The organism is Pseudomonas alkylphenolica (assembly GCF_000746525.1).
Taxonomy (GTDB): Bacteria; Pseudomonadota; Gammaproteobacteria; order Pseudomonadales; family Pseudomonadaceae; genus Aquipseudomonas; species Aquipseudomonas alkylphenolica.
Genome location: NZ_CP009048.1, coordinates 1889378 through 1913354, shown reverse-complemented (window position 1 = coordinate 1913354; position 23977 = coordinate 1889378). Strand labels below are relative to the sequence as shown.

Genomic DNA, 23977 nt, shown 5'->3' with positions numbered 1-23977 from the left:
CACCTTGCCAACAATGTTTCCGCTCAATCAGAGAAGACCTTCCATGGGTGCCTGGCTTAGCAATATCTCCCTGAAATACAAATTCTGGGCCGTCAATGCGGTGGCCTTCGTCACAACCCTGTTCCTGGTGCTGTATGCCGTGCACCTGGAGCAACAGGCCAGGGCGCAGGAAGCCCAGGCCAAGGCCCAGTCCGAGGCTCAGTTGCTGGCGGCCTGGCCGGCTGGCCAGGCCCTGCCGCAAAACCCGCTGTGGCTGCAGTACACCCCGGGGCAAGTGCCCTTGTTTGCCGATCACAACCTCGAAGCCCTGGCCAGCGCTCAGGGCTGGGTCGAGCTGCAGGGGCTGGCCCTGACCGGCACCGATCCACTGAGCGGCGCCCAGGTAATCAGCCGCGACGGCCAGCAAATTGCCGTTCTCGCCCCCTCCCCCAGCCTGCTTCAGGTGTTTACTGACCGCTTCACCAACTACGCGGTTTGCGTGCTGATCCTGATGCTGGCAATGCTCTGCGCCTCGCAGTTGCTGATCCGCTTCCTGCTCAGCCAGCTCAACACCCTCAAGGACGTGATGCTGCATGTCGAAAAGACCGGCGACCTCTCAGCCCGGGTGCCCTTGTCCTGTGGCGATGAAGTCGGGCAGATGGCCAGCGCCTTCAACGCCATGCAGACCACCTATCACCGCGTGGTCAACACCGTGGCGCGTACCGCCGCCCAGCTCGACTCCGGTGCCGCGCGCCTGGCCGCGAGCATGAACGACGTGCGCCACGGCATGCTCGGCCAGCAGAGCGAAACCGATCAGGCCGCCACCGCGATCAACGAGATGTCGGCCACGGTTTATCACATCGCCCAGCATGCCGGCGCCACCCGCGACTTGTCGCAGACTGCCGACACCCTGGCCGGCAGCGGCCAGGAAGTGGTCAGCCGCGTACAGACCTCGATTTCCGGATTGTCCAGCGGCGTGCAGCAGACCGCCGAAATGATTCGCCAGCTGGCCGAGGACAGCCAGAAAATCAATGGCGTGGTCGGCGTGATTCACAGCATTGCCGAGCAGACCAACCTGCTGGCCCTCAACGCGGCCATCGAAGCTGCCCGTGCTGGCGACCTGGGTCGTGGCTTTGCCGTCGTCGCCGATGAGGTGCGCAACCTGGCCAAGCGTGTGCAGGCCTCCACCGATGAAATCACCACCATGGTTGCAGCGCTGCAGGCAGGCACCCGTGATGCAGTGGATTTCATGCAGGAAAGCTCGTTCAAGGCTGACGATTGCGTCCAGCAGGCTCAGGAAGCCGGTGCCGCCCTGGCCGAGATCACCAGTGCGGTCGCACAGATGCGTGAAAGCAATACACAGATTGCCGTTGCCGCCGAGCAGCAAAGCCAGGTGGCCGAAGAAATGAATCGGGCGGTGGTGAGTATTCGCGACGTCACCGAAGAGACCGTTCAGCAGACCGTCGACTCGGCCACCACCAGCAGCGAACTGGCCACCCTGGCCGGTGAATTGAACAAGGCCATTGGCCAACTCAAGCTATAAGCCCGATAGCCGGCGCTCATTGGCCCCCTGACGGGGGCCGCACTATTCTTCAGACATGGCCCTGAGGAGTTTCCCATGAGCAAACGCTTGCCTAACCTGCACGCCTGGCAATGGCGTGGCTACCACCACAATCACCGCAACCCGACCAACCTGGTGTTGCACCTGATCGCTGTGCCGCTGTTCATCCTCGGCGTGCTACTGGTGCTGTCCGGATTGTTCTCGCTGGATCTGGGGCAATTGGCCGTCGGCATCATTGCCCTGATCGCAGGCCTTGGTCTGCAGCGCCATGGCCATCGCCTGGAAGCCGAACAACCGGAACCCTTCAGCGACCGCAAGGACGCCATCGGCCGGTTGTTGGTGGAACAGTTCATCACCTTTCCGCGCTTTGTGCTCAGTGGCGCCTGGTGGCGCGCCTGGCGCAAGCGCCATCGTCACTAGGCGAACACGGTAACCGTTTGCCGGCTGATGGCCAGCAACTCACCTGAAGCCGTCCACAGGGCGGCTGCCGCGTGCCCGTAGCCATCGCGGGCATACTCAGTCTGCACACAGTACTTGCACCAGTCCTGGGTGGTCAGGCTCGCCACCGGCTGAATGAATTCGATGGTCCAGGTCAGGGTGCTGCCGGCCGCAGGCTTGTTCAGGTGCGACAACAAGCTGGGTGGCCAGGCATCGACCAGCGCCAGCAGATGCGCTTCACTCAGGGTTTCGTCACCGCCTTCGTCACGCAAGCGCACCCAACCGCCCATGCTGCGCGAGTGATTGTTGCTGAACGGAATCCCGCCAATTGCCCAGCGCAGGGACACATGCTGCATGAACTCAGGGGTCACGCCTTTGATATAGGGGAGCTCGCTGGAGGCAGCCTCAAGGCTGCTCATCTCCACCGCAGGCAATGCCGGAAGATTGACCACTGAATCGCGTCCGCCACCGAAACTGCCCTGTATCAGGGTCACTACCTGGCCATTTTGCACCGCGCGGCCCAACAAGGAGCTGACCGCTTTGCCCTCGCGCAGCAGCTCGACCTCAAAACTGATCGGCACTTCGGGCTCGGCCGGGCCAACGAAGGTGATCGCCAGGGAACGCACCGGACGACCGGGCGAAGTCTTGGTGAGCATGGTTTCGTAGAGCAGGGCCGCCATCAGGCCACCGAAACAGGCGCGCCCTTGCGCCCAGCTGGCTGGAATGGTTACCGCCTGGGGATGCAGGCGGACCGTCTTGAGCAATTGCGAGAAATTCATGCCGACCTCATCCGTGGGAAAAGGCCGATCTTAACCAGCAGAGGCGCCAGCGGCAGCCCGCATTTGCGCCATATCAGCGGCTTATCGCCGCACCAGCAGCGTTTGCAAGCGCTCCAGGGTGACATCGGCTCGCTGTTCGGCGTCCTGCAGCTGGGCTTGCCAGTGCTCGACACAAGGCGCCAGGTCTCGCTGTTGCCCGGCCTGCAGCAACCATTGCAGAAGATCGTGCCAACTACCCAGGTCGCTTTGCGCACGCTTGAGCAAGCACTGCAAACGGCGCCCGGCATGCTCCAGTTGCGGGTAGGCTTCAGCCGCATAACGCACACGCTTGATCAGCAAACGCAGGCGATGACGGTCATGGGCCGGATCCTGCAGCGCTTCGCGCAGCTGCTTCCACTGCTTTTCCAGGCGCTTGTCGATGCGCTTGTGCAGTTTACGGATCAAGCCTTCACGCTCGGCGGCCCGCAGGAAAATCGGAAAGGCATCGACAATCGCCAGCAGCCGACCCAGCTCGGCACTCTCGGCTACGCTGGCGAAAGTTTCCCGGCGGTGAGCCAGACGCACTTGCGCCGCCGCCAGCTGATCGCGCTCAAGCAACTGCGCGGCCAGCACCTCGCGGTCACGCAGCGGGGTGGTCAGATTACCCAACGCCTGCGCCGCGCCTTCCAGCTGCTCGACCCCTGGCAACTCACGCAGTGGTCGCAGCAAGCTGCGCAAGCGACGCGTGGCAATCCGCAGGTCATGCAGTGCCTCGCTGTCGGTATCACCCGCCAGCCGTGCCTGGCAAGCAAGCAGGCGAACCTGCAGGGCCAGTACCTGGGCAATCACATGGTCAAGCATGGCTGACATGGTGTTCTCCTGTATCAGCGACCGGCGCGGGATTCATGAATGTAGAAACGCGCTTTTTCAGCTTTATTGCTGCACCCTTCGAACGCTTCGAACTGCTGCTGGGTTTTGGCCCCGGTCAACAACGAAAGCGCCTTGGAATAACTGACAGTACCAGCAAAGCCTTCAGCCTTGGCCAGATCAAGTTCCTTCCAGGCCGAGTCCAGCTGATTGGCACAACTGTCGCGATAGGCTGTCTTGCCAGCACAACCGGTCAGGAGCAGAGCAATCAGGGGCAGGCAAATCCAGGCTTTCATCGGTGATTCCTCAAAAGAAAAGTGCAAAGTGGCGTGTTCGACGGCTACAAAGAAGAAAAGTGCCCTGCAAAGCGTAGCGCAGCGCGGATGACGATTGAAGCACAGACGCGAATGGGCGCATTGTTAGACCATCGACGCATTACAACCGGGAGCCATCATGAGCAAACGCGTGGCATTGGTACTGGGCTCGGGCGGAGCTCGCGGGTATGCGCACATTGGGGTGATCGAAGAACTGGAACGTCGCGGCTATGACATCGCCTGTGTCGCCGGTTGCTCCATGGGGGCGGTGATTGGCGGCATCTATGCGGCGGGCAAGCTTGAGGAGTATCGCAACTGGATCGAGAGCCTCGACTACCTGGACGTGCTGCGTCTGGTGGATGTGAGCTTTCGCCTGGGGGCGATCCGTGGCGAGAAAGTCTTCGGGCAGATCCGCAAGATCGTCGGCGAAGTGAATATCGAAGAACTGCGTATCCCCTACACGGCAGTGGCCGCCGACCTCACCAACCAACAGGAAATCTGGTTCCAGGAAGGCTGCCTGCACCAGGCCATGCGCGCCTCGGCAGCGATCCCCAGCCTGTTCACCCCGGTGGTGCAAGGTAACCGCATGCTGGTCGACGGAGGCATTCTCAACCCGTTGCCGATCATTCCGGTGGTCTCCAGCCACTGCGACCTGATCATTGCCGTGAACCTCAACTCGACCAACCAGAAGCAGTACCAGCTACCAGTTATCGAACGCCCAGCGGCCTTCAAACTGCGTTTCGACAACCTGATCAGTTCCCTGGGTTCACACCTGCCGTTCCGGCGCAAACAGGCCGAACAGCTGATGCGCATCGAGCAGGAACTCGCACCACAGGCCGTACATATCCCCAATCCCTGGCTCAGCGATGCTGCCAACCCCGAAGCCCAGCAACCGGCTGCAGCGCCGGAGAGTGATGGCGCACCGAAGTCGGCGGCCGGCTCGTTCATCATCGACAACGTCGGCCCCGCGTCACTGCTGGATTTGATCAACCAGAGCTTTGAAGTGATGCAGACCTCGCTGGCCCAGTACAAGATCGCTGGCTACCCGCCGGACGTGCTGATCAACGTCCCCAAGCGCGTGTGTCGTTTTTTCGAGTTTTACAAAGCGCCGGAGCTGATCGCCCTGGGCCGGGAGATTGCGCGCGATACCATGGAGAACTACGAGGCGGAGCGGCGCTGATTGTTTACCTTCATCGCGGGGCAAGTCGAGTCGTCGCACCGCCGCTCCCACAATGGTCGAGGTGCACCTGTGGGAGCGGGCTTGCCCCGCGATGAACAATATAAAACTCAGCCCTGCTCCGGCCCCACCAACCGATACCCGACCCCAGGCTCGGTAATAATGAAGCGTGGCGCCGTCGGGTCATCACCCAGCTTCTGCCGTACATGGGCGACTACAATGCGCAAGTAATGGGTGTCGTCGACATGGGTCGGCCCCCAGATGTCCTTGAGCAGTTGCTGCTGGGTAATTACCCGTCCCGGATGCGTGGCCAGCTGCGCCAACAGCGCATATTCCTTGCGGGTCAGGGCCACCTCGACACCGTCCAAGGTGACCTTGCGAAAGGCCAGGTCAACCGTCAAGGGACCGAAACTTGGCGCGACATCCGTTGCCGCAGCCTGAGGCGCCTGACGCAACAACGCGCGCACCCGGGCCAGAAACTCCTGGATGCCGAACGGCTTGGTCACGTAGTCGTTGGCGCCGTTATCAAGGGCCTCGACTTTCTGGATTTCACTGGCACGCACTGACAACACCAGCACCGGCACCGGGCTCCATTCGCGCAGTTCGCGCAGTACCTGCTGACCGTCCATGTCCGGCAGGCCAAGGTCGAGCACCACCAGGTCGGGGCGGGCCAGCGCGGCCTGGGTCAGGCCCTCGGCACCGCTGGCCGCCTCCACTACCTTATAGCCCTGGGAACTGAGGCTGATGCGCAGGAACTTGCGGATCTGTGGTTCATCATCGATGACCAGAAGGGTGGCAATCTGGCTCATGGCGCTTCGCTTTCAGGCTCGGGCGGGGTCGGAAGCGGCAAGCATAATGTGATGCAGGTGCCGTGACCATCGATACCCTCACCCACCAGAATATGCCCGCCGTGCGCCCCGATCATGCCTTGGCAGATGGCCAGGCCAAGGCCGGTGCCCTGCCCGCCGCGATCACCTCGGGCAGCGGTGTAGAACATGTCGAAGATCTTCTCGCGATCAGCCGCTGGAATACCTGGGCCTTCATCGCTGACCGCAAAGCGCAACTGTTCATCGTCAGCCGACACCTGCAACTGCAGGCGGCCGTTGACCGGCGAAAAGCGCGCGGCGTTCTCCAGTACATTGACCAACGCCTGCTCGATCAAGGCGGCATGCACAAACAGCAACGGCAAACCGTCCGGCACCTCGGTGGATACCTGCAACGGCGCCAGCACCACCCTTAGGCGGTTGAGTGCACTGCCGACGATATCGGTGGGCGCCACCCAGTCACGGGCCAGTTTCAGGCCGCCATGACCCAGGCGGGTCATGTCCAGCAGGTTCTGGATATAACGGTCCAGGCGTTCGGCTTCATTGCGCGTGCCTTCAAGCAACTCCTGGCGGTCGGCCTGAGGGATCGCTTCGCCCAGGGCCAGAAGGCTGTCGATACTGCCGCGCATGGCAGTCAAGGGTGTGCGCAGGTCATGCGACACTGACGCCAGCAAAGCACTGCGCAGTTGCTCGGTTTCGCCATGCAGGCGCGCCGCTTCCAGTTGCTCAGCCAGCCGCGCCCGGGCCAGCGCCTGGGCCAGCGGCTGACTGAGTGCCTTGAGCAGACGCCGGCGCTGCGCGGTGAGGCTCTGGCCCTGCCGCGGACGCACGCCAAGCAGAGCCAGCGGTTGTTCTTCCACCGACAACGGCCACCACCACCAACGGCCATTGGGCAAGGTATCACTGCCCAGGCCTGCGGCCTGATCGTGCTGCCAGGCCCAGTCGGCTGCGGCCCGCTCGTTGTCGTTGAACTGCACGCTGGCAGCACTGGCAACCTGCAAGCGCCCTTCCACATCGCGCTCAAGCAGGCACACCTGCAAATCGTTCCAGCCATCCAGATGTTGTCCGGCGGCATTGAATACCGCCTGGCGGTCAGTGGCGGCGGTCAGTTTGCGTGACAGATCAAGCAACTGATTGGTCTGTTCCTGCGTCTCGCGCAGCGCCTGCAGCTGCCGACGCTGGCGGGCAGCCAAGTTGCCGGTCAGCGCCGCCATCAACAGAAAAAACAGCGAGGTCAGCACATCTTCTTCACGCTGGATGCTGAAGGAGAAGTTCGGCGGAATGAATAGAAAGTCATAGGTCAGGAACGACATCGCCGCACAAGCCAGCGCCGGGCCCAGACTACTGCGCACGGCCACCAGCAACACCGCGGCAAGAAACACCAGCGAGATGTTGGGCAAGGCCAGAACACCGGAAACGCCCCAGGAAATCCCCGCTGCGAGCACGGTGGCGACCAGCGCCAACAGGTAGTGGCGCCAGACCCAGACCTTTTTCACCGCCGCACTCTGCGGTTCGGGGCGCTCGTCGCGGTCGAGCACGTTGATTTCCAGGCCATGGGCCTCACGCAACAAGCGCGTGGCCACGCCGGCACCGAACAAGCGCCGACGCAAGCGATCCCGGGACTGGCCGACCAACACCAGGTTGGCGCGACGTTCGAGGGCGTGCTGGATCAGGGTTTTCGCCACTTCACCGGCGCGCAGCAACACCACTTCGCCACCCAGGCGCTCGGCCAGTTGCTGGGCTGCCTGCAAACGCTGACGGGCGGTTTCGTCACGCAGCTTGCCGTTATCGACATGCACCAGGCTCCAGGGCAGATGACGACGCTGAGCCACCCGGCTGGCATGGCGCACCAGACGCTCGGCCTGGGCATCGCCATCCACCCCGACCAGCAAACGCCCGCGCAACGAGGGCGCATCCTGGCCGAGCTGACGGTAACCGTGCGCCAGGTCGGCATCGACCTGGGCCGCCGCCGTCTGCATGGCCAGCTCGCGCAAAGCGGTGAGGTTGGTCTGGCTGAAGAAGGCATCGATTGCCGCCCGCGCCTGCTCCGGCACATAGACCTTGCCTTCGCGCAGGCGCTCAAGCAGCTCGCGCGGCGGCAGGTCTATCAGGACCAGTTCGAAGGCTTCCTGCAGCACCCAGTCCGGCAAGGTTTCACGCACTTGCACGCCGGTGATGCCGCGCACCTGGTCGTTGAGACTTTCCAGGTGCTGAACGTTGACGGTGGTGTAGACATCGATACCGGCAGCCAGCAGTTCCTGCACATCCTGCCAGCGTTTGGCGTGGCGACTGCCGGGCGCGTTGCTGTGGGCCAGTTCGTCGACCAGCGCCAGTTGCGGCGCGGCCTTGAGCAGGCCATCGAGGTCCATCTCTTCCAGCTGCACACCGCGATACTTCGAGCGCACCAGAGGTTGTTGCGCCAACCCGGCGAGCAAGGATTCGGTTTCAGCCCGGCCATGGGTTTCGACCACCGCCGCCAGCACCTGCACACCCTGGCGCACCTGGGCATGGGCGGCCTGGAGCATGGCGTAGGTCTTGCCCACCCCCGGCGCTGCGCCCAAAAACACCTTGAGCCTGCCGCGCCCTTCGCGCGGCAGCCCGGCCAACAACGCATCAGCGCGTTCGGAGTTGCTATCGCTCACTGCATGTCCTTAATTCGAAGCCGGGGCCAGCCGCTCCAGGGCGGCGTTCAAGGCCAGTACATTGACCACCGGCGGACCGATCAATGGCTGCAGGGTGGACTGCTCGACCAGGGCTTGCAAGGCCTGCGTGCCAAGCTGCCGCGCTGCCGCTACGCGCGGCAGCTGATAAGCCACTGCGGCTGGCGACAAATGCGGGTCCAGGCCACTGCCGGAGGTGGTCAGCAGGTCCAGCGGCACCGGCCCTTGCGCCTCGATATATTGCTGCGCGGCGCTGTCGTCGATGCGCTGGGCCAGCGCCGGGTTGCTCGGCGCCAGGTTGCTGGCACCACTGGCGACGGTGGCATAGTCAGCCGCCGATGGCCGCGCGTGGAACCAGGCATCGCCCTTGAACGCCTGGGCGATCAGCAGCGAGCCGCGCACCTGGCCCTGGTCATCGCGCAGCAGGCTGCCGTTGGCCTGCTCGGGGAAAGCCACCTGGGCCACCCCGGTGACCACCAGCGGGTACACCGCACCGGTGATCAGGGTCATCAGCAGGATCAGGCTTGTGGCCGGACGTAGATAAGTAGTCATGGTCATCTCCTTGGTATCAGACCAGATGCAAAGCGGTGAGCAGCATGTCGATCAGCTTGATCCCGGCGAACGGCACGATCAGCCCGCCCACGCCGTAGATCAGCAAATTGCGGCGCAGCAGGTGGGCAGCACTGGCGGCCTGCACCCGCACACCGCGCAGGGCCAGAGGGATCAGCACGACGATGATCAGTGCGTTGAAAACAATCGCCGAGAGAATCGCGCTCTGCGGGCTGGTCAGCCGCATGAGGTTGAGCACACCCAGTTGCGGATAGATCGCCGCAAACAGCGCCGGGAGAATGGCGAAGTACTTGGCCACGTCGTTGGCAATCGAGAAGGTGGTCAAGGCGCCGCGGGTCACCAGCAGTTCCTTGCCGACCTGGACCACATCCAGCAGCTTGGTCGGGTCGCTGTCCAGATCGACCATGTTGGCGGCCTCGCGGGCGGCCTGGGTGCCGTCGTTCATGGCCATGCCGACATCGGCCTGGGCCAGTGCCGGGGCGTCGTTGGCGCCGTCGCCGCACATGGCGACTAGGCGGCCGTCGTTCTGTTCCTGGCGAATGCGCGCCAGCTTCTTCTCCGGCGTGGCTTCGGCCAGCACATCATCGACCCCGGCTTCGGCGGCAATGGCAGCAGCCGTCAGCGGGTTGTCGCCGGTGACCATCACAGTGCGGATGCCCAGCTTGCGCAGCTCGGCAAAGCGCTCGCGAATCCCCGGTTTGACCACATCCTTGAGGTGGATCACACCTAGCAGACGCTTGTCGACACAGACCAGCAAGGGGGTGCCGCCGCTCTGGGCGATCTTGTCCACTTCGCGGGCCAGCGACGCCGGCATTTCCAGGCGCTGCAGACCAACGAAGGCCAACACTGAATCCACTGCGCCCTTACGGAACCGACGCTGCTGGTAGTCAACGCCGGACAGGCGCGTCTCGGCACTGAAAGCCACGGGTGTCAGCTGGTCAGCACCCGGTTCGTCAAAGTCGTGCAGCTGACGCAGGTACTCGACAATCGACTTGCCCTCGGCAGTGTCGTCAGCCAACGAAGCCAGCAAGGCGCCCTCGCCCAGTTCTTTGGAAGTCACCCCAGGGGCAGCATGCAAGGCACTGCAGCGACGGTTGCCGAAGGTGATGGTGCCGGTCTTGTCGAGCATCAGCACATGCACATCACCGGCGGCTTCCACCGCGCGGCCAGAACGGGCAATCACATTGAGGCGCACCAGGCGGTCCATGCCGGCGATACCGATGGCCGACAGCAGACCGCCGATGGTGGTCGGAATCAGGGTGACCAGCAGCGCCACCAGAAACACCAGCGGAATGCTGCCACCGGCAAAGTGCGCGAACGGCTGCAGGGTTACCACGACCACCAGGAAGATCATGGTCAGGCCGATCAGCAGGATGTCCAGGGCGATCTCGTTGGGCGTCTTCTGGCGCTTGGCGCCTTCGACCAGGGCGATCATGCGGTCCAGGGTCGATTCGCCAGGGTTGCTGGTGATGCGGATCAGCAACCAGTCGGAGACCAGCCGGGTATTGCCGGTCACCGCCGAGCGATCACCACCAGACTCACGGATCACCGGCGCAGACTCACCGGTAATCGCCGCTTCGTTGACAGCGGCGATCCCTTCGAGCACTTCGCCGTCACTGGGGATCATCTCCCCGGCCATGACCTTGACCACATCGTCCTTGCGCAGGCTGGTCGCCGGCACTAGCTCGAAACTGCCCGACGCGTTGCGACGCCGGGCGCTGAGGCCCTGGCTACCGGCCTTGAGGCTGTCGGCACGAGCTTTACCACGGCCTTCGGCCAGCGCTTCGGCAAAGTTGGCGAACAACACGGTGAACCACAGCCACAGGGCAATCTGCACTGCCACCGCGGTCGGCACAGCAGTGTCGGGCACCAGACATAGCAAGGTGGTGAAAACGGCGGTCAGCTCGACCACCAGCATCACCGGTGAGCGTTTGAGCTGACGTGGGTCGAGCTTGACGAACGCCTGCAGCAGCGCCGGGCGCCATAGTGCGGCAAAGCTAGTCCGTGCCGCCGGGGCCGGAGCCGCTTTCACTTCAGGAATCGGCATATTCATGATTCGCTCCTCAGAAACCCAGGCTCAGGTGTTCGGTGATCGGGCCCAGAGCCAGGGCCGGCAGGAAGGTCAATCCACCGATCAATAGAATGGTGACGACCAGCAAGGTGGCAAACAACGGACCGTGGGTCGGGAAGCTGTTCTCGCCCAGCGGCGCGGTCTTCTTTAGCGCCAGACTGCCGGCCAGGGCCAGCACCGGCAGGATGTAGCCGAAGCGGCCGATCAACATGCCCAAGCCAAGCATCAGGTTGTGGAAGGTGGTGTTGGCGCCGAAGCCGGCAAAGGCGGAACCGTTGTTGGCGCTGGCCGAGGTATAGGCGTAGAGCACCTGGCTGAAGCCGTGGGCACCGGGGTTGGTGACCGAGGCTGCAGGGCCTGGCAGGCTGGCCGCCAGGGCGCTGAGAATCAGCACGCCGACCGGCATCACCAGCAGGGTCGCCACCAGCAGTTGCACTTCCCGCGCCTGGAGTTTCTTGCCCAGGTATTCCGGGGTGCGGCCGATCATCAGGCCAGCCAGGAACACCGCGATCAGCACGTTGAGCAACATGCCATAGAGCCCGGCACCGACGCCGCCGAAGATCACCTCGCCAACCATCATGTTGACCAGCGCGACCATGCTGCTGATGGGATTGAGGCTGTCGTGCATGTTGTTCACCGAGCCGTTGGAGGCGGCGGTGGTGGTCACCGTCCACAGTACACTGGCGGTGGTGCCGAAGCGGTTCTCCTTGCCTTCCAGTGGTGCGCTCTGTGCAACCTGCGGGTTGTTCAGGCTCGGGTTGGCCTGGTATTCCGACCACAGTGCCGTGCCGCCACCGATCAGGAACAGCGCGAGCATGCAGGCGATGATCGCGCGGCTTTGGCGCAGGTCTTTGACATAGTGACCGAAGGTGAACACCAGGGCTGCCGGAATCAGAATGATCGAGGCCACCTCGAACAGGTTGCTCCAGGCCGTCGGGTTCTCGAACGGGTGCGCCGAGTTGACGCCGAAGAAGCCGCCGCCATTGGTGCCCAGTTGCTTGATCGCGATCTGGCTGGCCGCAGGACCCAGCGGGATGGTCTGGTCAGCCCCTTGCAGGGTCAGGGCCTGGACGTAATGACCGAAGGTCTGCGGCACGCCCTGCCAGACCAGCAACAAGGCCAGCAGCAGGCACAGCGGCAGCAGGCCGTAGAGCGTGGCCCGGGTCATGTCGACCCAGAAGTTGCCCAGGGTGTGGGCAGAGCGCCGGGCAATGCCACGGCACAGCGCGACCAGCACGGCAAGGCCGGTGGCGGCGCTGACAAAGTTCTGCACCGTCAAGCCGATCATCTGGCTCAGGTAGCTGACCGACGCTTCGCCGCTGTAGGCCTGCCAGTTGGTGTTGGTGACAAAACTCACCGCCGTATTGAACGCCAGCGACCACTCCTGACCCGGCAGGCGCTGCGGATTGAGTGGCAGGTAGCCTTGCAGCAGCAACACGGCAAACACCAGCACGAAACCGGCCAGGTTGAAAGCCAGCAAGGCCAGGGTGTACTGCCTCCAGTTGTGCTCGTCTCCGGCATCGACCCCGGCCAGCCGGTAGCATCCACGCTCCACCGGCCCCAACACCGGCGTCAGCCAGGTGCGCTGGCCCTCCATCACCTTGTAATAGAAACGCCCGAGCCAGGGCGCCGGGAGCAACACCAGCGCAAAGAACGCCAGCAGCAACGCATAATCGTAACTGTGCATGGTCGCTCCTAACCCCGGTCAGCGCGCAGCAGCGCGACCATCAGGTAGATCATCAACACCACTGCCAGCAGCAGTGACACCCCGTCCAGAATGCTCATCGAAACTCTCCGTCCTTACGGCACTTTGCCGCTGACGGTCATTGTCGGTAGAGCTGCTGTAAAGGCGCGAGATCAGGACCTTGGCCAGGTCATAAAGAATGCGTAAAGAACGCCGTTAGTGCCCTGCCAATACCAGCCACTGTGGCGGTTGTACGTAATTGGCGACCCAGTCGACGACCGCCTCGGCCGACATTGGCCGGGCAATGCCGTAGCCCTGGGCGACATCACACCCCAGGTCCATCAGCAACTGACCGTGCTCGATGGTCTCCAGGCCCTCGGCAATCACCTGGCGCCCAAAGGCCCTGGCCAGACCGATCACCGCCCGGGTCAGCGCCAGATCGTCATGGTCATGGAGGATGTCGCGCACGAAGGACTTGTCGATCTTGATGGTGCGGGTCGGCAGGCGCTTGAGGTAGCTCAACGACGAGTAGCCGGTGCCGAAATCATCCAGCGAGAACTGCACACCCAGCTGTTGGCAGGCGTCCAGGCACTGGCTGACACGCTGGATGTTCTCGATCGCTACCGACTCGACGATTTCCAGATCGAGCATCTGCGGTGCCACGCCCGGATGACGCGCCAGCAGGTGCTTGAGACGCTCGACAAAGTCGCTGCGCTGAACGTGCCGGGCAGCAATGTTCACACTCACCGGCCATACGTGCCCGGCCTGCTGCCAGCGCTGCATCTGCGCCATGGCCTGGTCGATGACCCACTCGCCGATGTCGACAATCAGGTCGGTCTGCTCCACCAGCGGGAGGAAATCGGCCGGTGCCACCAAGCCCTTGAGCGGGTGCTGCCAGCGCAGCAAAGCCTCGAAACCGAGGACCTGGCCACTGCGCATATTGACCTTGGGCTGGTAATGCAGGCACAGCTCGCCCATGGTCAGCGCCTGACGCACCCGTGCCACCGTCTGGTGAGTGGCCTTGACCTCGCGGTCCAGCGACACATCGAACAGGTGATAGCGATTGCGTCCACTCTGCTTGGCCACGTACAGCGCCTGATCAGCATGACGCACCAGGGTGTCGGCATCTTCATTGTCGAGGGGGAACAGGGTCACCCCGATGCTGGCGCTGACGCTGACCTCGCGATCACGGATCGAATACGGCGCGGCAATCGCCTTGAGTACCCGTTGCAGTGCCAGTTGCAGCTGCGCAGGGTCCTGTACGTGACGCAAGATCAACACGAACTCATCGCCCGAAAGCCGCGCCACCGCGTCGCCGCCACGCAAGATGCCTTTCAGGCGATTGGCCACTTCCACCAACAACAGGTCGCCACTGGCATGGCCGTAGCCGTCATTGACCGCCTTGAAGCCATCCAGATCGAGCATGCACACGGCCAAGGCAATGTCTTCGCGCCGCGAGAACTCCAGCGCCTGATTCAACAGGTCAGACAGGTAGGCGCGATTGGGCAGACCGGTCAGCACGTCATGGCCCACCCGCCACTGCAGGGTATGCAGCAACTGGCGCTTCTCGGTCACATCGAAGCGGATCGACACGTACTTGCGCACCTGGCCAGTGGCCGGATCGATCAACGGCACCATGGTGCTGTCGACCCAGTACAGCGAACCGTCCTTGGCTCGGTTGCAGATTTCGCCCTTCCACGCCTTGCCGGCGACCAGGGCACGCCACATGCCATCGAAAAACGCCGGATCGTGCAGACCGGAATTGAGGATCCGGTGATTGGCCCCCAGCAGCTCGTCGCGTCGATAGCCGGAGATGCTGCAGAACTGTTCGTTGACGTAAGTGATCCGACCACTCAAGTCAGTTTCGGAAAAGATCGCGGCCGCATCTACGGCCGTGCGGTAATTGTCGTCCATGAAAATCTCGTACCCTGAAGGCTCAGCGATTGAAGCGCTCGACCAGGGCACGCAGGCCCGAAGAAATGTGTTCCAGTTCTGCTCCGCGGGTGGCGGCAGCATTGGCATTCTGCGCGGTGTGCTGCACGGTACTGGCGACGCTGTTGATCTGCGCGCAGACCTCTTCGGCCACCGACGACTGCTCCTGAGACGCTGCCGCCATTTGCTGGCTCATGTCACTGATACGCTCCACCGCCACGCGGATACCCTGCAACGCCTGCTGTGCCTCCAGCACCCGCGCCACACCATGCTGCGCTTCATCGATGCCCAGACTGGCAATGCTCACCGCCTGGTCGGCACCGGCGCGCAAACTCTCGATGATGCCCTGGATCTGTACGGTCGATTGCCGGGTCTTGCTAGCCAGCGCCCGCACCTCATCGGCAACCACGGCAAATCCGCGGCCCTGCTCACCAGCACGGGCGGCTTCAATAGCGGCGTTGAGGGCCAGCAGGTTGGTCTGTTCGGCAATCGCGCGAATTACTTCAGCCGCCAGGGAAATATCCTGGGTCTGGCCGGCCAGATGGGTTACCGCCTGATTGATCTGAGTGACGGTGCTGGCCAGCAACTGGATCGCCTCGCGCATGCTGTCTGCCACCGCACTGCCCTGCCCGGCCAGTTGATTGGCTGTGTGCGCTTCACCGGCGGTTTCCTGCACATGGCGCGCGACCTCGGCAATCGAAGCCGTCATCTCGGTCATCGCGGTGGCGGTCATGTCGGTTTCCGCGCGCTGTTCAAGCAGGGCCGATTCGGTGTGGCGCGACAGGCTGCTGGAGTCTCTGGCCGCCTCACTCATTTGCACCGCAAGGTCGCTCAGCCGTGTCAGCGCGGTTTTCAACCGCGCCTCTTCGCTGATCAGGATCATCTGCAGCTGCGCCGCAGGCCCCAGGGCATCGCTGTAAGTCAGCGCCACGACCGGGTCGGCAAAGGTGTTGCCCGAACCCTGAACGATCTGCGCCAACTGGCGCCCCAGACGCAGATGAGCCCACACACCGACCACGCCAAACAACCCGAGGGTAATGCCGTGGCCGGGCCAGCCTGGCAACAGTTGCTGCGCAGCAATGGCCGCCGCGCCAGCCAGCAGCGGCACAGTCATGACCTGCGCCAGCAGCGCCAGACGCCGGCCCGCAGGAACCGCCGCCTTGCCCTCGCGCAAACGCGCATAAAGTGTTTCAGCACGGCGCACCTGCTCACGGCTCGGCTTGACCCGCACCGACTCGTAGCCAACCAGGCGACCGCCTTCGAGAATCGGCGTGACGTAAGCGCTGACCCAATAGAAATTGCCGTTCTTGCAGCGGTTCTTGACGATCCCCATCCAGCTCTGGCCGGCCTTGAGGTACTGCCACATTTGCTGGAACACCACGGCGGGCATGTCGGGATGACGGACCAGGTTGTGCGGGCTACCAATCAGTTCGGCCTGGCTGAAGCCACTCATGGCGGCAAATTCAGCGTTGCAATAGGTGATGTTGCTGGCGATATCGGTGGCAGAAATGAGCCGTTGGTCATCTCCGAACGTCTGTTCGACAGAGGTGACCGGCAGGTTGAGACGCACGTAAAAACTCCCTTTGAAGCGATCTGTCGTGTGCTCCACTCAGCAATCCGAGCCACGAAACCGGGTTGAAACTTGATGGCTTTTGACCTGTTCAACCCATTGATGGGATGAATTACATCACATTCCGCAAACAAATGTGACGAATTATGGCGTTGTGCTATCCCGATGATTGCCGTTAAGTTCTTGATTCTAAATGGGAATCAAGCGATGAAATATTCAAGTTTGGGTTCGGCCATCAGGCGATACCGCAAGGTCGCAGGGCTTACTCAGGCTGAACTCGGTGAGCGGTCCGGTTTCGACCCCAAGACCATCAGCCGCTTTGAAACCGGCACCTACACCCCTAGCGTCGACGCCCTGCTGGTCTTTGCCGAAGTCCTGGGCATCAAGTTGAAAGCCTTTTTCGCCGATCAAGACGACGAAGACGAACAGCGCGCGTACCTGTTCGGCGTCATCCACAATGCCCCGTCCCACGCCTTGGGCGATCTGATCGCGGCTGTCGATCGGGCCCTGTCCAAGCGTTAGCCCCTGCTTCGCCTTACGGCAGACGTGGCCTTTGCTGGCTATATCAGCATGATGAATTTCAACTGGTCAGACCGGTAAAACCAATTTCTACCCTTTCAGCCTAAAAGCCCTTGCAAAGCTGGAAAATCCACGCCTACACTGAGCCCGCACTGGACATACCGGTAAGACCACAATAATTAAGTCCTCCGCTCTTTCGCCCTCCCCGGCATCGAAGCAAGGACACCGATCAGAGATCCCTCCCATGCTCAAATGGTGCTCGCGTTCGATCTTCCTCCAAGTAGTGCTCGGCCTGGTGCTTGGCGTCGCCTGTGGCCTCAGCTTTCCCGAAGTTTCCCTGCAGCTCAAACCCCTGGGTGACGGCTTTATCAAGCTGATCAAGATGCTCATCGGGCTGATCGTGTTCTGCGTTGTGGTCAGTGGCATTTCCGGTGCCGGTGACTTGAAGAAGGTCGGACGGATCGGCCTGAAATCGGTGATCTACTTCGAAATCCTGACCACCATTGCCCTGGTCATCGGCCTGGTGTTTGCCTTTACCTCCGGAATCGGCAGCGGCGCCAACATTCACCTCGACCAACTGTCTACCGCCGAAGCCGGCAACCTGGCCGAGCGTGGCCAACATATCCACGGCACCGCCGCGTTCCTTATGGACCTGATCCCGACGTCGGTGATCGGTGCCTTCGCTGACAACAACATCCTGCAAGTGCTGCTGTTTTCTGTGCTGTTCGGCAGTGCCCTGAACCTGGTCGGTGAAGCGGCCTCGGGGATCTCGCGGCTGATCAATGAACTGAGTCATGTGATCTTTCGCATCATGGGCATGATCGTGCGTCTGGCGCCGATCGGTGTGTTCGGCGCCATCGCCTTTACCACCAGCAAATATGGCCTGGAATCGCTGCAGCACCTGGGTGGCCTGGTCGCCTTGTTCTACCTGACCTGCACCGGTTTCGTACTGCTGATCCTGGGTGCCGTGATGCGCCTGTCGGGCCTGCGTATCCTGCCGTTCATCAAGTACCTGCGCGAAGAGCTGACCATCGTTCTTGGTACCGCTTCCTCCGATGCTGTCCTGCCGCAAATCATGCGCAAACTCGAGCACCTGGGCATCGGCAATTCCACCGTCGGCCTGGTGATCCCGACCGGCTATTCCTTTAACCTCGATGGTTTCTCGATCTACCTGACCCTGGCAATCGTGTTCATCGCCAACGCTACCGGTACACCGCTGGCAATGACTGACCTGCTGACCATCCTGCTGGTGTCGCTGATCACCTCCAAGGGTGCCCATGGCATTCCGGGTTCGGCGCTGGTGATTCTGGCCGCGACCCTGACGGCGATACCGGCCATCCCGGTGGTCGGCCTGGTGCTGGTGTTGGCAGTGGATTGGTTCATGGGCATAGGCCGGGCACTGACCAACCTGATCGGCAACTGCGTGGCGACCGTCGCCATCGGCCGCTGGGAAGGCGATATCGACATGGAGCGGGCCAATAATGTGCTGGCCGGCAAACAGGGCTTTGGCTTTGCCCAGCGCAAGACCCCCAACGCCCATCAACAAGAGTTCTGAGTGCAAGGGCCGGCACTGACAGTGCCGGCCCCAGGAGCAAACCATGCAAGTGTTCTCATGGAGTGAACAGTGATTACTTCATCGACCGTAGTGAATTCCGTGGTGGAAAAACTCCGCCAGGCCCTGGCCCGCGGCCAGTGGCGTTCCGGCGACATGTTGCCGGGACAACGCGAGCTGGCCGAACAACTGGGTATCAGCCGTCCCAGCCTGCGTGAAGCGGTGACCGTACTGGAAACCCTCGGCCTGGTCCGCTCGATGCCGGGCAAAGGGGTGCTGGTGCTCGACGCCGACCTGGCCGAAACCGCGCAACCACAAGCCGGCGTGGCCGAAGCCAGCCTGGAAGACGTCCTGCAACTGCGCTACACCCTGGAGCCGTTCATCGTCGGCCTGGTTGCGCAGTCGATCAGCAGCAAGGAAATCGGCCAGTTGCGCCTGACCCTGATGGACATGCGCGAAGCCCTTGAGGCCGAAGACAGCGAAGCCGGGGTCAACGCCTACATCGCCTTCCACGAAGAGTTGTTCACCCTCACCGCCAACCCGATTTTCCAGAGTGTCGTGCAGCAGACCAGCAATGCCCTCAAGCAAAGCGCCGCGGTACTGCGCAACTCCCCCGAACACCTGGCGGCGCGTCTGGAAGAAAACGAAGCGGTGGTCCGTGCCATCCGCAACAAGAACAGCGCCCAGGCCAGTGCGCAAATGCGCCACCACATCCTCCAGGAAGGCCGGCGCATGGGTATCGAACTGAACATCCCGGACGAACAACCGGCCACTTGAACTCAGGAGAGCATTGATGAACGCCAGCGCCCAAGCCCCTGTGACCGCCCTGCCGCCATTGCTTGCCCATGGCGAAGTGCGCCTGTCGGCCGAGCAGATCTACCCTCGCCTGTTCGATGCCATTCTCGAACAGCGTCTGGCGCCGGGCAGCGCCCTGCCTGAGCAAGCGCTGGGTGAGGCATTTGGCGTCAGCCGCACCGTGATTCGACGGGTATTGGGCCGCCTGTGCGACCAGCAGGTAATCGTCCAGCGCCCGAGCCACACCGCACGTCTGGCAGCGCCCGATCCGCAACAGGCGCGGCAGATCCTCAGCGCCCGGCGCCTGGCCGAAACCACCCTGATCACCCTGGCCGCGCAACGCTCGCGACCAGCGAAAATCCGCCAGTTGCGTGAACTGGTCGCGCGCGAACGCCAGCACCATGAACAGGGTCAGCGTTGCACGGCCATTCGCCTGGGAGGCGAGTTTCATCTGAAACTGGCGGAGATCGCCAACAACGCGCCGTTGACGCGGTTTCTCAATGGTCTGGTGCCGCAAACTTCGTTGATCATCGCCCAGTACGAAGCCCGCCCATGCAGCCATTGCGCCTGGCAAGAGCACGCAGCGATCATCGATGCGCTCGAACGGGGTGACGGCGAAGCGGCCCTGGCCTTGATGCATCAGCACCTGGACCATATCGAGGCCAAGCTGGACCTGGAGGGCTGACCCTGTAGGAGCGGGCCTTGTCCCGCGATCGGCCGCGCAGCGGCCGTAAAACCTGAAGTTGCGGTACAACTGTCAAACTGCATTGGTTGACACTGCTGCCGCGCTGCGGCAGATCGCGGGACAAGGCCCGCTCCTACAGACGGTATCGCGTTCTGCCATGGAAAAAGCAGTACTTGGTCGGCCTGATCAAATCCCCCACCCCCTCCCACCTATACTGAAATCACCAAGGAAACAAACCCGCCAAACATCCCGTCGCAAGGGGGTAGCGCTTGTGACCCCCCGTTCATTCCTCATTTTCCTGCTCATCCTCCTGCTCGCCCTGGGCGGCTGTGCCTCGCGAGAAAAGCCCCCCGAGCCACCTCCCGTGCAACTGAGCCCCGCCACCTGGGAGCAGATCGACCGGGAAATCATCGACGCCTCGCTGGCCAGTACCAGCTCGGTCAATGACTACAGCCGACGCTCCATGCGCGTGTGGAAGGACCGCGTGCAGCAGTTTACCGAAAGCGAATTCATCCCCTGGTTCACCGGCTACTGGACCCAGCAATGGCTGACCATGAAAGTGGCCTGGTACAAGATGAACAGTGGCGAAGGCAAGGAGCCGCCGGAGAAGCGCCTGGCGCTTTACCTGCAAGAGCAGTATCACCGCCGGGTGCTCGACCAGGTGGCCAAGGAGATCGACCCCGAAGGCATTCGCAACCGCGCCATGGAGCTGTACATCCAGTTGCTCGGTCAGCAACTGCAACAGATTGCCCAGCGCTACCAGGCGCCGCCCGAGCAGTTCAACCTGCGTCTGACGCGGATCCAGGCGATCAACCTGGGCCCCCCTGCGGCGCGCAATGCCTCGCTTTACCAGTTGCTATACAGCAAGTCGCTGGCCGAGCAGCCGGCGTATGCGTCACTGGTCGGGCACATGCACAGCGCCGTACGCGCCGGCACCCAGCGCTCGGATGTCGGGCTGTCATCGGTGGCGCAACAGGCCAGTGAAAAACTCGGTGCGACCCTGGCACCACGCGGCATCGCCAGCGCTGTAGCAAGTGCCGTAGGCCGCGTCGCGGGCGCCCTGATCTCGGTGGCCGCAGCCGGTTATGGCATCGTCAGCCACAACCAGGAACAACCGGCCATGATCGAGCAACTGCGGGTAATCCTCAATGTGGCGCTCAACGAGGAATGGCGCGAGCTGATGGATAACCGCAAGACCGGCGTCATGGCCGGGGTGTACTACTTGTCTGGCGAAATCGAGGAAGGTCTGCTCGGTGCCAGGCAACAACCGGATGAAACGCAAAACGGCTCGCTGCGCATCGTTCTGCCGGCGCAATAGTCCGCCTCAGGCAGCGACACGATTGTCGTCCACGGCCTGGGCCGAGGTCGGCAAGCCGAAAATGCGGTCGAACAACCAGTTGTAGAGGAAGGTGTAGCAAGGGATGAGGATGATGAACGCCAGGTCCACCAGGAAGGCTTCGACCAGGCTCATGTCCAGCCACCAGGCAATCAATGGAATCAGATAAACCACCAGGGTCAATTGAAAGCCGATGGCATGCACTACACGCCGGGCAACGCTGCGTCCGCGCTTGACCTGACGGCTTTCCCAGTACTCGAACAGGGTGTTGTAGATGAAGTTCCAGGCCATGGCGATGGTGGTGATCATCACCGCCAGCGGTCCGGTATTGCTTGGCGCCGTGTCCGACAGATAGGCCAGGCCCAGGGTCGACATGCACAGACCAATCACTTCGTAGGCGGTCACGTAGACCAGTTTGCGTTTTACACCTTGCACCGTACTACCTCGATTGCATCAACAGACGCCGCCCGTCCAGGCGGCAGAGGCGCGCAAGAATGCGTCAATCTTCTTGACAGAAAAAGTCAGCAGCTATCAGATTGACTGACAGGAGATTGCCCAATTGAATTTTTCCAGCGACAACATCGAACTGTTTCTCGCCGTGCTTGACTGCGGATCGTTCTCTGCCGCCGCCCGTGCCCTGGGCCGCGTGCCTTCGGCCGTGAGCATGGCAGTCGGCAACCTTGAAGCCGAACTGGGCTTCGCCCTGTTCGAACGCACCCACCGGGAAACCCGGCCCACCGCACTGGCCCTGGCGCTGGAACCCCATGCGCGGATGATCGCGGCGCAACTGGGACAGTTACAGGTGCATGCCCTGGAATTGTCCCAGGGACTGGAAAGCACCCTGGCCATCAGTGTGGTACCGGACATCGACCACGGCCCGCTGCTGACGGCGATCAAGACCATCAGCGAACGCTATCCGCTGCTGGAGATCGAGGTGCTCAGCGCCCCTCAGGAGGAAGCCCTGCAATTGCTGCACAGCGGTCGGGTCAGCCTGTGCCTGGCCTTTGCCGGATTGGCGGTCGATCCGCAGCAACGCTTCCAGAACATCGGCATGGAGTCGCTGGTGGCAACCATCTCGCCGCAGCACCCTGCCCTGCAACGCCAGCCGCGGCAGATTGCCTACCTCGAAGACCTGGTCAATGTCCGCCAGATTCTGGTGGCCAGTCGCGACCTGCCAATCACTGACACCCGCGCCCTGATCGGCAAGGCGCACTGGCGCACCGACAGCCTGAGCATGGCCCTGGAAATGGTCGAAGCAGGTCTGGGCTGGGGTGACTTTCCCCTGTCACGGGTAGCCCCGCTGCTTGAGGCCGGGCGTCTGCTGCGCCTGGATTTCAAGAACACCCGCAACGAACTGCAGTTACCGGTGCATGCCTTCTGGCGCCACAACCAGCCGCTGCAAAAGGCCGCGCAGGAACTGGTCAGGCACCTCGGCGTTTAACGCCCCGAGGCGCAGGCCAAAGCCTTGGGTAGGAAAATCCTGTCAGCCCCTGCGGCAATCTGCCTTTTCAATTTTTCAGCATTGCGGCCGATAGCTGTCTGGATAGGTACGAGCATTGGCCAAAAGCACCGCTCGGCACTCCTCCTTACTGGCACAAGGTATCGGAACATGAACCTGAAATTTCGCCACAAGATCCTGCTGTGCGCCTGCGGCGTCGTGGTTCTGGCATTTGCTTTGTTCACTCTCTACAACGATTACCTGCAACGCAACACCATCCGGCAAAACATCGAGTCGTCGGTCAAGCAAGCTGGCGCACTGACCGCCAGCAGCGTGCAGAACTGGATGAGCGGCCGGATTCTGGTGCTGGAAAACCTCGCCCAGGACGTTGCCCACCAAGGCGCCAATGCCGACTTCCCGGGACTGGTCGACCAGCCTTCGTTCACCAACAACTTCCAGTTCACCTATGTCGGCCAGGCCAACGGTGTGTTCACCCAGCGCCCGGATGCGAAGATGCCTGACGGCTACGACCCGCGCCAGCGTCCCTGGTACAGCGCCGCGGTCGCCGCCAACCAGACCATGCTGACCCCGCCCTACATGGCTGCGGTCGGTGGCCTGGTGGTGACCATTGGCATGCCGGTCAAGAGCAAAACCAACGGTGAACTGCTCGGCGTGGTCGGTGGCGACCTGAGCCTGGCGTCCCTGGTCGACATCATCAACGCCGTGGACTTCGGCGGTATCGGCCATGCCTTCCTGGTCGACCGCAATGGCCAGGTGATCGTCAGCCCGGACAAAGAGCAGGTGATGAAAAACCTCAAGGACATCTATCCAGGCAGCAACCTGCAGGTGGCCCCAGGCATTCATGACGCGACCCTCGGCGGTCAGGAGCGCATCATCTCCTTCGCTCCGGTCAGCGGTCTGCCATCGGCCGACTGGTACATCGGTTTGTCGATCGACAAGGACAAGGCCTACGCCCCTCTCAGCCAGTTCCGTACTTCGGCCATCATCGCCATGCTCATCGCCGTGGCGGCCATCGCCGGCCTGCTCAGCTTGCTGATTCCGGTGCTGATGCGTCCGCTGACCACCATGGGCCGTGCCATGCAGGACATCGCCCAGGGCGAAGGCGACCTGACTCGCCGCCTGGCGGTGGAGAACAAGGACGAATTCGGCGAACTGGCCGGCGCTTTCAACCAGTTCGTTGAGCGTATTCATGCCTCGATTGCCGAAGTGTCCTCGGCTACCCGTCA

21 protein-coding genes and 2 pseudogenes are annotated in these 23977 nt (G+C 62.4%); 10 read left to right on the top strand and 13 right to left on the bottom strand.

Going from position 1 to position 23977, the window contains the following annotated elements; genetic code table 11:
- The first annotated feature begins 43 nt into the window (after positions 1-43).
- Positions 44-1522, top strand: a complete 1479-nt coding sequence (locus PSAKL28_RS08985; protein WP_038609153.1) for a methyl-accepting chemotaxis protein — start codon at positions 44-46, stop codon at positions 1520-1522.
- Positions 1523-1597: 75 nt separating this feature from the next.
- Positions 1598-1960: an Mpo1-like protein gene (locus PSAKL28_RS08980; protein WP_038609151.1), complete on the top strand. Its 363-nt coding sequence runs from the start codon at positions 1598-1600 to the stop codon at positions 1958-1960.
- On the opposite strand, the gene PSAKL28_RS08975 is transcribed toward PSAKL28_RS08980, so the two are convergent.
- The 3 genes from PSAKL28_RS08975 to PSAKL28_RS08965 form a co-directional block, all read right to left on the bottom strand.
- Positions 1957-2757: an acyl-CoA thioesterase gene (locus PSAKL28_RS08975; RefSeq protein ID WP_038609149.1), complete on the bottom strand. Its 801-nt coding sequence runs from the start codon at positions 2755-2757 to the stop codon at positions 1957-1959. The genes PSAKL28_RS08980 and PSAKL28_RS08975 overlap by 4 nt on opposite strands.
- Before the next feature lie 81 nt (positions 2758-2838).
- On the bottom strand, positions 2839-3606 hold the full coding sequence (locus PSAKL28_RS08970) for a CHAD domain-containing protein (protein WP_038609146.1): 768 nt from the start codon (positions 3604-3606) through the stop codon (positions 2839-2841).
- Between the two features lie 14 nt (positions 3607-3620).
- A complete protein-coding gene (locus tag PSAKL28_RS08965; RefSeq protein ID WP_038609143.1) occupies positions 3621-3899 on the bottom strand; it encodes a hypothetical protein in 279 nt (92 codons plus the stop codon).
- Between the two features lie 157 nt (positions 3900-4056).
- On the opposite strand from PSAKL28_RS08965, the gene PSAKL28_RS08960 reads away from it, so the two are divergent.
- Positions 4057-5097, top strand: a complete 1041-nt coding sequence (locus tag PSAKL28_RS08960) for a patatin-like phospholipase family protein (protein ID WP_038609140.1) — start codon at positions 4057-4059, stop codon at positions 5095-5097.
- Positions 5098-5204: 107 nt separating this feature from the next.
- Here the strand turns inward: PSAKL28_RS08960 and PSAKL28_RS08955 are convergent, their stop codons facing one another.
- From PSAKL28_RS08955 to PSAKL28_RS28515, 9 genes and pseudogenes are all read right to left on the bottom strand, one after another.
- Positions 5205-5903: a response regulator gene (locus PSAKL28_RS08955; protein WP_038609137.1), complete on the bottom strand. Its 699-nt coding sequence runs from the start codon at positions 5901-5903 to the stop codon at positions 5205-5207.
- Complete coding sequence (locus PSAKL28_RS08950; protein ID WP_038609134.1) at positions 5900-8560, bottom strand: DUF4118 domain-containing protein; 2661 nt, start codon at positions 8558-8560, stop codon at positions 5900-5902. The genes PSAKL28_RS08955 and PSAKL28_RS08950 overlap by 4 nt, the downstream gene beginning before the upstream one ends.
- 9 nt (positions 8561-8569) lie before the next feature.
- Complete coding sequence (gene kdpC, locus PSAKL28_RS08945) at positions 8570-9130, bottom strand: potassium-transporting ATPase subunit KdpC (RefSeq protein WP_038609131.1); 561 nt, start codon at positions 9128-9130, stop codon at positions 8570-8572.
- Between the two features lie 16 nt (positions 9131-9146).
- On the bottom strand, positions 9147-11201 hold the full coding sequence (kdpB, locus tag PSAKL28_RS08940; protein ID WP_038609128.1) for a potassium-transporting ATPase subunit KdpB: 2055 nt from the start codon (positions 11199-11201) through the stop codon (positions 9147-9149).
- Positions 11202-11211: 10 nt separating this feature from the next.
- Positions 11212-12906 carry a potassium-transporting ATPase subunit KdpA gene (gene kdpA / locus PSAKL28_RS08935; protein WP_038609125.1) on the bottom strand — a complete coding sequence of 565 codons (1695 nt, stop codon included), beginning with the start codon at positions 12904-12906 and terminating at the stop codon, positions 11212-11214.
- Positions 12907-12914: 8 nt separating this feature from the next.
- Positions 12915-13004 carry a K(+)-transporting ATPase subunit F gene (gene kdpF, locus PSAKL28_RS08930; protein WP_038609123.1) on the bottom strand — a complete coding sequence of 30 codons (90 nt, stop codon included), beginning with the start codon at positions 13002-13004 and terminating at the stop codon, positions 12915-12917.
- A gap of 115 nt (positions 13005-13119) precedes the next feature.
- Entirely contained in the window at positions 13120-14817 is a 1698-nt protein-coding gene (locus tag PSAKL28_RS08925) for a putative bifunctional diguanylate cyclase/phosphodiesterase (RefSeq protein WP_038609121.1), read from the bottom strand.
- A 22-nt stretch (positions 14818-14839) separates the two neighbouring features.
- Positions 14840-15949 carry a methyl-accepting chemotaxis protein gene (locus tag PSAKL28_RS08920; RefSeq protein WP_371261997.1) on the bottom strand — a complete coding sequence of 370 codons (1110 nt, stop codon included), beginning with the start codon at positions 15947-15949 and terminating at the stop codon, positions 14840-14842.
- A gap of 177 nt (positions 15950-16126) precedes the next feature.
- Positions 16127-16288: pseudogene (locus PSAKL28_RS28515) on the bottom strand (PAS domain-containing protein); the annotation flags it as partial.
- 324 nt (positions 16289-16612) lie between these two features.
- Between PSAKL28_RS28515 and PSAKL28_RS08915 the strand changes: the two are divergent.
- From PSAKL28_RS08915 to PSAKL28_RS08895, 5 genes are all read left to right on the top strand, one after another.
- Positions 16613-16927: a helix-turn-helix domain-containing protein gene (locus tag PSAKL28_RS08915; RefSeq protein WP_038609117.1), complete on the top strand. Its 315-nt coding sequence runs from the start codon at positions 16613-16615 to the stop codon at positions 16925-16927.
- Positions 16928-17168: 241 nt separating this feature from the next.
- Positions 17169-18479 carry a C4-dicarboxylate transporter DctA gene (locus PSAKL28_RS08910; protein ID WP_038609116.1) on the top strand — a complete coding sequence of 437 codons (1311 nt, stop codon included), beginning with the start codon at positions 17169-17171 and terminating at the stop codon, positions 18477-18479.
- Between the two features lie 69 nt (positions 18480-18548).
- On the top strand, positions 18549-19253 hold the full coding sequence (locus tag PSAKL28_RS08905; protein WP_038609113.1) for a FadR/GntR family transcriptional regulator: 705 nt from the start codon (positions 18549-18551) through the stop codon (positions 19251-19253).
- Between the two features lie 16 nt (positions 19254-19269).
- Positions 19270-19956 carry a GntR family transcriptional regulator gene (locus tag PSAKL28_RS08900; RefSeq protein ID WP_038609110.1) on the top strand — a complete coding sequence of 229 codons (687 nt, stop codon included), beginning with the start codon at positions 19270-19272 and terminating at the stop codon, positions 19954-19956.
- A gap of 298 nt (positions 19957-20254) precedes the next feature.
- A complete protein-coding gene (locus PSAKL28_RS08895; RefSeq protein ID WP_371261996.1) occupies positions 20255-21274 on the top strand; it encodes a hypothetical protein in 1020 nt (339 codons plus the stop codon).
- 6 nt (positions 21275-21280) lie between these two features.
- On the opposite strand, the gene PSAKL28_RS08890 is transcribed toward PSAKL28_RS08895, so the two are convergent.
- Positions 21281-21727, bottom strand: coding sequence for a PACE efflux transporter (locus PSAKL28_RS08890; protein ID WP_038609104.1), 447 nt, complete (start codon positions 21725-21727; stop codon positions 21281-21283).
- A 124-nt stretch (positions 21728-21851) separates the two neighbouring features.
- On the opposite strand from PSAKL28_RS08890, the gene PSAKL28_RS08885 reads away from it, so the two are divergent.
- Together PSAKL28_RS08885 and PSAKL28_RS28510 are read left to right on the top strand one after the other, a co-directional pair.
- Complete coding sequence (locus PSAKL28_RS08885; protein ID WP_038609101.1) at positions 21852-22733, top strand: LysR family transcriptional regulator; 882 nt, start codon at positions 21852-21854, stop codon at positions 22731-22733.
- A 168-nt stretch (positions 22734-22901) separates the two neighbouring features.
- Positions 22902-23933, top strand: a pseudogene (locus PSAKL28_RS28510) (HAMP domain-containing protein); the annotation flags it as partial.
- Between the last annotated feature and the right edge of the window lie 44 nt (positions 23934-23977).

Coding starts and splice junctions, on each gene's coding strand:
- PSAKL28_RS08910 (WP_038609116.1), top strand. CDS start 17,169: ATGCTCAAATGGTGCTCGCGTTCGATCTTCCTCCAAGTAGTGCTCGGC.
- kdpC (WP_038609131.1), bottom strand. CDS start 9,130: ATGACTACTTATCTACGTCCGGCCACAAGCCTGATCCTGCTGATGACC.
- PSAKL28_RS08920 (WP_371261997.1), bottom strand. CDS start 15,949: ATGACTGTGCCGCTGCTGGCTGGCGCGGCGGCCATTGCTGCGCAGCAA.
- PSAKL28_RS08975 (WP_038609149.1), bottom strand. CDS start 2,757: ATGAATTTCTCGCAATTGCTCAAGACGGTCCGCCTGCATCCCCAGGCG.
- PSAKL28_RS08970 (WP_038609146.1), bottom strand. CDS start 3,606: ATGTCAGCCATGCTTGACCATGTGATTGCCCAGGTACTGGCCCTGCAG.
- kdpF (WP_038609123.1), bottom strand. CDS start 13,004: ATGAGCATTCTGGACGGGGTGTCACTGCTGCTGGCAGTGGTGTTGATG.
- PSAKL28_RS08960 (WP_038609140.1), top strand. CDS start 4,057: ATGAGCAAACGCGTGGCATTGGTACTGGGCTCGGGCGGAGCTCGCGGG.
- PSAKL28_RS08965 (WP_038609143.1), bottom strand. CDS start 3,899: ATGAAAGCCTGGATTTGCCTGCCCCTGATTGCTCTGCTCCTGACCGGT.
- PSAKL28_RS08980 (WP_038609151.1), top strand. CDS start 1,598: ATGAGCAAACGCTTGCCTAACCTGCACGCCTGGCAATGGCGTGGCTAC.
- PSAKL28_RS08925 (WP_038609121.1), bottom strand. CDS start 14,817: ATGGACGACAATTACCGCACGGCCGTAGATGCGGCCGCGATCTTTTCC.
- kdpA (WP_038609125.1), bottom strand. CDS start 12,906: ATGCACAGTTACGATTATGCGTTGCTGCTGGCGTTCTTTGCGCTGGTG.
- PSAKL28_RS08915 (WP_038609117.1), top strand. CDS start 16,613: ATGAAATATTCAAGTTTGGGTTCGGCCATCAGGCGATACCGCAAGGTC.
- PSAKL28_RS08900 (WP_038609110.1), top strand. CDS start 19,270: ATGAACGCCAGCGCCCAAGCCCCTGTGACCGCCCTGCCGCCATTGCTT.
- PSAKL28_RS08955 (WP_038609137.1), bottom strand. CDS start 5,903: ATGAGCCAGATTGCCACCCTTCTGGTCATCGATGATGAACCACAGATC.
- kdpB (WP_038609128.1), bottom strand. CDS start 11,201: ATGAATATGCCGATTCCTGAAGTGAAAGCGGCTCCGGCCCCGGCGGCA.
- PSAKL28_RS08985 (WP_038609153.1), top strand. CDS start 44: ATGGGTGCCTGGCTTAGCAATATCTCCCTGAAATACAAATTCTGGGCC.